Origin of the sequence: Spirillospora sp. NPDC046719, assembly GCF_040645715.1 — a bacterium.
Lineage (GTDB): Bacteria > Actinomycetota > Actinomycetes > Streptosporangiales > Streptosporangiaceae > Spirillospora.
In genome coordinates, this window is the sequence record NZ_JBEYYT010000516.1 from 1 (window position 1) to 5,788 (window position 5,788).

Consider the following 5,788-nt stretch of genomic DNA (forward strand, 5'->3'; position numbering starts at 1 on the left):
CGCCGCTGCCGCCGACGCCGGTCGACGGCGTGTCGGCCGCGGGCGCCGAGGAGCCGCAGCGCGAGAGGGTCAGCCTGATCCGCCGGCATCCGAAGCGGCGCCCCGGCGGGCCGCAGGTGCTCGGGGTCAACTGCAAGAACGAGCACTTCAACGACCCGCGCGCGCACTACTGCGCGGTCTGCGGGATCTCGATGCTCCAGCTCACGCTGTCGCCGTTCCACGGGCCGCGGCCGCCGCTCGGCGTGCTGCTGCTGGACGACGGGCAGGCGGTCCCGCTCGAGGACGATCACCTCATCGGGCGGCGCCCCGACCGGGCGCCCGAGGTCGCCGAGGGCCGCGCGCACCCGCTCCGGATGACCGACGCCGAGGAGTCGATCTCCCGCCGGCACGTCCTCGTCCGGCTGGAGGAATGGCAGGTCAACGTGGTCGACCTCGGATCGGCCAACGGGACGGCGGTGCGCGCGCCCGGCGCCGCGGACTTCGTCCGGCTGCCGTCCGACACCCCGGTCGAGCTGGCGCCGGGCGCGACCGTCCGGGTCGGCCTGACCCGCACGTTCCGGTTCGAGTCCAACCGGAAGGTCTGATTCGGCTTGGCCGGAACCGGACGCGCACCGGGCGGGCGCCCGCCGCGTCACATCCACCGTGCCTGACGGCGCTCCCACCGCGGCCGGGTCCCCGGCCGCCCCCTCCGAAAGGACACCGATGCGAACACGGCCCATGGGCGGTATCACCTTCGCCCATCCGCCCGCATTCTGGACCGGGTTCATCGCCTGCGTCGCGGGCGTCGCCCTGCACCTGCCGATGTACATCGACTCGGCGGACATGCACTACAACATGCGCGGGATGTCGATGGACGCCCCGATGCTGACCGGGATGGCGCTCATCGTGGTCGGCCTGGCGCTCACCGCGTACGGGCTCATCCCGCGCGGTCTCGCCGCGTCCCGCCGCGACGGCGAGGTGCGCGTCCGCGCGGCGCACGACGCGCCGTTCCGGCGGGCGCACATCGGGCTCGTCATCGTCATGACGACGGCGGTGACGATCGACGCGATGAAGCCGATCACGCTGTCGTTCGTGGCGCCGGGGATGGGCAAGGAGTACGGGCTGAAGTCGGCCCTCAACCCCGGCGGGCACTGGCCGGTCGCGCTGCTGCCGCTGTTCGGCCTGACCGGGACGGTCGCCGGCTCGTTCCTGTGGGGCTGGCTCGGCGACCGCATCGGGCGGCGCTCCTCCATCCTGCTGGCCGGGGTGATGTTCGTGACCACCGCGGTCTGCGGGGCGATGCCGTCCTTCTCCTGGAACCTGGCGATGTGCCTGCTGATGGGCCTGGCGGCGGGCGGGATGCTGCCGATCACGTTCTCGCTGCTGGCGGAGATGATCCCGGGCCGGCACCGCGGCTGGGTGATGGTGCTGATCGGCGGGAACCTGGCGCTGGCCTACGCGATCACCAGCTCGCTGTCGTCGGCGCTGGTCCCGCACTACTCATGGCGGATCCTGTGGCTGCTCGGAATGCCGACCGGGGTGCTGCTGATAGCGCTGAACCACTGGATCCCTGAGTCGCCGCGGTTCCTGCTGGCGCACGGCCGGGAGGACGAGGCCCGCACGATCATGTCCCGGTACGGCGCCATCGAGGACGTGCCGGAGACCGAGGCCGAAGCGTCGAGGCCCGCCGCTGAGGGGCGCGCCGGGGAGGCGCCCGTCGAGGAGCGTGAGGAGGCCGCGCACGGCGGCGGCTTCACGCCGCTGTTCCGGCCCCCGTTCGCCGGACTCAGCATCGCGGTGGTGGTGCTGGGGCTGGGCATCGGCCTGGTCACCTACGGGTTCCAGCTGTGGATCCCGTCGAACCTGCAGAGGCTCGGCCTGGCCCAGAAGTCGGCCGACGCGGCGCTGCGCGACTCCTCGCTGCTGGGGCTGCCGCTGGTGTTCGTCGCGGCCGCGATGTACGGGCTGTGGAGCGCCAAGAAGACGATCATCGTGCTGACCGCGCTGACCGCCGCGGCGCTGGTGGCCTTCTCCTTCTCCGGCGAGTCCCTCGCGCACGACCGGACGTGGCTGTACGTGCTGCTGGCCGGCCCGATCGTCGGGACCGCCACGATCGCCGCGGTGCTGGCCGCCTACAGCTCGGAGATCTACCCGACGCGGATCCGCTCGCGCGGCTCCGGCCTGTCGGCGGGGGTCGGCAAGCTCGGCGGGGTGGTCGTCACGATCGTGCTGGTGGTGGGCGCGACGGTGCCGTCCATCAACACGACCGCGCTGCTCGGCGCCGTCCCGCTGCTGCTCGCGGTGCTCGTCGTCGCGGCGTTCGGGGTGGAGACGAAAAGGCGCGCGGTCGGCGCGGCGGCTCCCGCCGCGCAGCCCGCCGACGCCTGACCCCGGTCAGCCCCCGAGGCGGGCGGCGGACTCCAGCAGCAGCGCATGGACGAACGCCTGCGGGATGTTGCCGCGCAGCTGCCGCTGCCGGACGTCGTACTCCTCGGAGAACAGGCCACTGGTGGCGCAGCCGGACCGGGTCCGCTCGAACGTGCGCAGCGCGCGAGCGGTCTCGCCCTGGCGGTGCTCGGCGAGGGCGAGGAAGAACCCGCACAGGCTGAAGGAGCCCTCGGCGACCCCGAGGGGCTCGTCGCCGACGCGGTACCGGTAGACGAAGCCCTCCTGGACGAGGTCCGAGCGGACCGCCTCCAGGGTGGCGACGGTGCGCGGGTCGTCGTACGGCAGGGCGCCGCGCAGCGGCGGGATCAGCAGCGCGGCGTGCTCGCGGTCGTCGCCGGGGGCCCGCTTCCACCGTCCGCCCGGGGCGAGCGAGGTGCGGGCGGTCTCGTCGAGGACGGCGTCGGCGAGGGCGTTCCAGGAGGACGCCTCCGCCGGCCCGGCCAGGAACCGGGCGGCGCGGCGCAGGCCCGCGACGCAGCTGAGCCGCGAGTGGGTCCACAGGTCGTCGCGGGTCTCCCAGATGCCGGCGTCCGGCTCCTTCCAGCGGCGGGCGACGGCGTCGACGGCGACGCGGGCCGCCTCGAACTGCCCGGGGCCGGGCGCCTCACGCTCGGCGGCCGCCGCGAGCAGCAGCAGCACCTCGCCGAGCGCGTCCAACTGGAACTGGGAGCTGGCGCGGTTGCCGGTGACGGCCGTGGCGCCGGGATAGCCGGGCAGGTCGCTGTCGCGCTGCTCGGGGATGTCCGCGCCGGTCACGGTGTAGGCGGGCTTGAGGCGGTCGCCGTCGGCGAGGACGCGGGCGGTGACGAACTCGGCCGCGGTGCGCAGCAGCCGCGGCGGCCCGCCGTGCACGGCGACGGCGCGCCCGGCGAAGCACTGGTCGCGGATCCAGGCGTACCGGTAGTCGTAGTTGCGGCCCTCGTCGGAGCGCTCGGGCAGCGCGGTGGTCGCGGCGGCGACCATCCCTCCGCCGCTGCTGGTGAGCCCGGTGAGCACCGAGTAGGCGAGGCGCGCGTCGTGCGGGGCGATGGTGTCCTCGCAGGACGGGACGTCGTCGCGCCAGGCGCGTTCGGTGGCGTCCCAGAGCGCGGCCGGGTCCAGGGCGCCTTCGGAGGCGCCTTCGGCGATCTCGAGGACCAGGTCGCGGGACTCGCCCTCGGCGAGGTCGAAGGTCAGGGCGAGGACGGGCCCGCCGTCGGTGTTCTCCCGCACCACCGCCTCGTCGCCTCCGCGCCAGCGGATCCGGGCGGGACCGCTGCGGGCCGTCCATTCGCCGCCGTGGTGGTGCAGGTCCCGCATCCGCTCGTGGCGGCCGCCGGCGCGCACGTCCAGCACGGCGCGGATGCGGGCGGCGCCGCGCACCGCCCGGCAGCGGCGCAGCACCACGGCGCGGTCGCGGGCGGCGGGGCGGGCGAGGGCCTCGCGGCACTCGACCATGCCCCCGTCGCCGGTCACCCAGCGGCTGCGCCAGATCAGCCCGCGGTCCTCGTAGTAGCCGCCCCACACCCACCGCTCTGCGACGGGCTGGACGACGTAGTCACCGGGGCCGCCGAGGAGGCCGCCGAACGCGGCGGGCGAGTCCCAGGCGGGGAAGCACATCCAGGCGTACTCGCCCTGCGGCCCGACCAGGACGCCGCGCTCCCCGTCGGCGATCAGCGCGTAGTCGCGCAGCGCCTTCGGCAGCGAGTCCCGTCCGCCCGTGCCTCCCACCGTGACCTCCTCCGCCTCGTGCCGTCGTGCGTCGAGGGGGTCACTACCCGAGAAGGCGCCGCCGATCCGGGGTGATCGCCCGCACCGACAACTTTTTTTGTCTTGACAACTCATACTGTCGGTGCCCATGATGGACGCATGCTGGACGTGACGGTGATCGAGGAGGCCGGGGCGGCGGCCGCGTCGCTGGACCCGATGCGGGCGCGGCTCCTGGCGGAGCTGGCCGAGCCGCTGTCGGCGGCGGCGCTGGCCGCGCGGGTCGGGCTGCCGCGGCAGAAGGTGAACTACCACCTGCGGGCGCTGGAGCGGCACGGGCTGGTGGAGCTGGTCGAGGAGCGCCGCAAGGGCAACATGACCGAGCGGCTCATGCGCGCCACGGCGGCGTCGTACGTGATCTCGCCGCTGGCGCTGCCGGGCCTGCAGCCCGACCCCGCGCGGCACCGCGACGCGCTGTCGGCGCGCTGGCTGCTGGCGCTGGCGGCGCGGCTGGTCCGCGACGTCGGCGCGCTCATCACCGGTGCGGAGCGGGCGAACAAGCGGCTGGCCACCTACGCGCTGGACGGCGAGGTCCGGTTCGCCTCGGCCGCCGACCGGGCGGCGTTCGTGGAGGAGCTGACCGCCGGCGTCGGCGCGCTGGTGCGCAAGTACCACGACGCGTCGGCGGAGGGCGGCCGCCCGCACCGCGTCGTCATCGCCCTCCACCCCTCCCTCAAGGCCGAGCCCGCCGCCGGAGGCCGGGCGGAGGAGGGCGACCCGCCGGGCATCGAGCAAAACCGCGGCGCGGCGGACGCGGACGGGGCCTGAAGGCCACCCGCCGCCGCGCGGCATGACGGCACACGAGCCGCGAAGAGAACGGCACACCAACGGAACGGGCGCGCGGGCAGCGCGCCGGAGCGAGGAGCACGCCATGGCGAAGGAATTCGAGATCGTCCGCGAGTTCGAGGTCGACGCGCCGCCCGAGCGGATCTGGGACGCGATCACGGCGAACACGGCCGGGTGGCTGTGGCCGACCGAGTACGAGCCGCGCGAGGGCGGCGCGGCGGGCTTCGGCTCGACCGTGGCCACCTGGGACCCGCCGCACCGGCTGGTCGTCCGGTCCGAGTCCCCCGAGGAGCTGAAGGCGGTCGGGCAGTCGCTCAACCAGCTCGACCACCTGATCGAGCCGCGCGAGGGCGGCCGGTCCTGGGTCCGCTACGTGCACAGCGGGATCTTCGTGGAGAACTGGGACGACCAGTACGACGGCGCGAACAAGCACACCGACTTCTACCTGCACACGCTGCGGCAGTACGTCACGCACTTCCCGGGGATGCCCGCGGTGCACACCGACGTGCAGGGCCCGGCGGCGTCCACGGCGAAGGACGCGTTCGAGACGGTCGGCCGGGCGCTCGGGCTGGGCGCGTCGGCGGCGGACGGCGCGTCCGAGGGCGACCGGGTGCGGGTGGACCTGCCTGGCGCCGGCGAGGTGGACGCGGTGGTCGACTTCCGCAACGAGAACTTCCTCGGCCTGCGCACCGGCGACGCGATGTACCGGTTCTTCGGCCGCAACGCGTGGGGCGCGCCGGTCGGGGTCGCGCTGCACCGGTTCGCCGCCGGCGCGTCCGGCGACGAGGACGCGACGCGCAAGGCGTGGCAGAGCTGGCTGGACGGCCTG

The 5,788-nt window shown here is 74.7% G+C and carries 5 protein-coding genes; 4 read left to right on the forward strand and 1 reads right to left on the reverse strand.

The genetic code is table 11. The features are described 5' to 3' along the window. Together ABZ914_RS44715 and ABZ914_RS44720 are read left to right on the forward strand one after the other, a co-directional pair. Nucleotides 1–584: FHA domain-containing protein (locus ABZ914_RS44715; protein ID WP_500200786.1), on the forward strand; the 584-nt coding region annotated here is incomplete at its 5' end. A 118-nt stretch (nucleotides 585–702) separates the two neighbouring features. Then, nucleotides 703–2,367: an MFS transporter gene (locus ABZ914_RS44720; RefSeq protein ID WP_500200787.1), complete on the forward strand. Its 1,665-nt coding sequence runs from the start codon at nucleotides 703–705 to the stop codon at nucleotides 2,365–2,367. Nucleotides 2,368–2,373: 6 nt separating this feature from the next. Here the strand turns inward: ABZ914_RS44720 and ABZ914_RS44725 are convergent, their stop codons facing one another. Then, complete coding sequence (locus tag ABZ914_RS44725; protein ID WP_500200788.1) at nucleotides 2,374–4,137, reverse strand: glycoside hydrolase family 15 protein; 1,764 nt, start codon at nucleotides 4,135–4,137, stop codon at nucleotides 2,374–2,376. Between the two features lie 138 nt (nucleotides 4,138–4,275). On the opposite strand from ABZ914_RS44725, the gene ABZ914_RS44730 reads away from it, so the two are divergent. Continuing rightward, nucleotides 4,276–4,941, forward strand: coding sequence for an ArsR/SmtB family transcription factor (locus tag ABZ914_RS44730; protein ID WP_500200789.1), 666 nt, complete (start codon nucleotides 4,276–4,278; stop codon nucleotides 4,939–4,941). Nucleotides 4,942–5,044: 103 nt separating this feature from the next. After that, nucleotides 5,045–5,788: SRPBCC family protein (locus ABZ914_RS44735; RefSeq protein ID WP_500200790.1), on the forward strand; the 744-nt coding region annotated here is incomplete at its 3' end.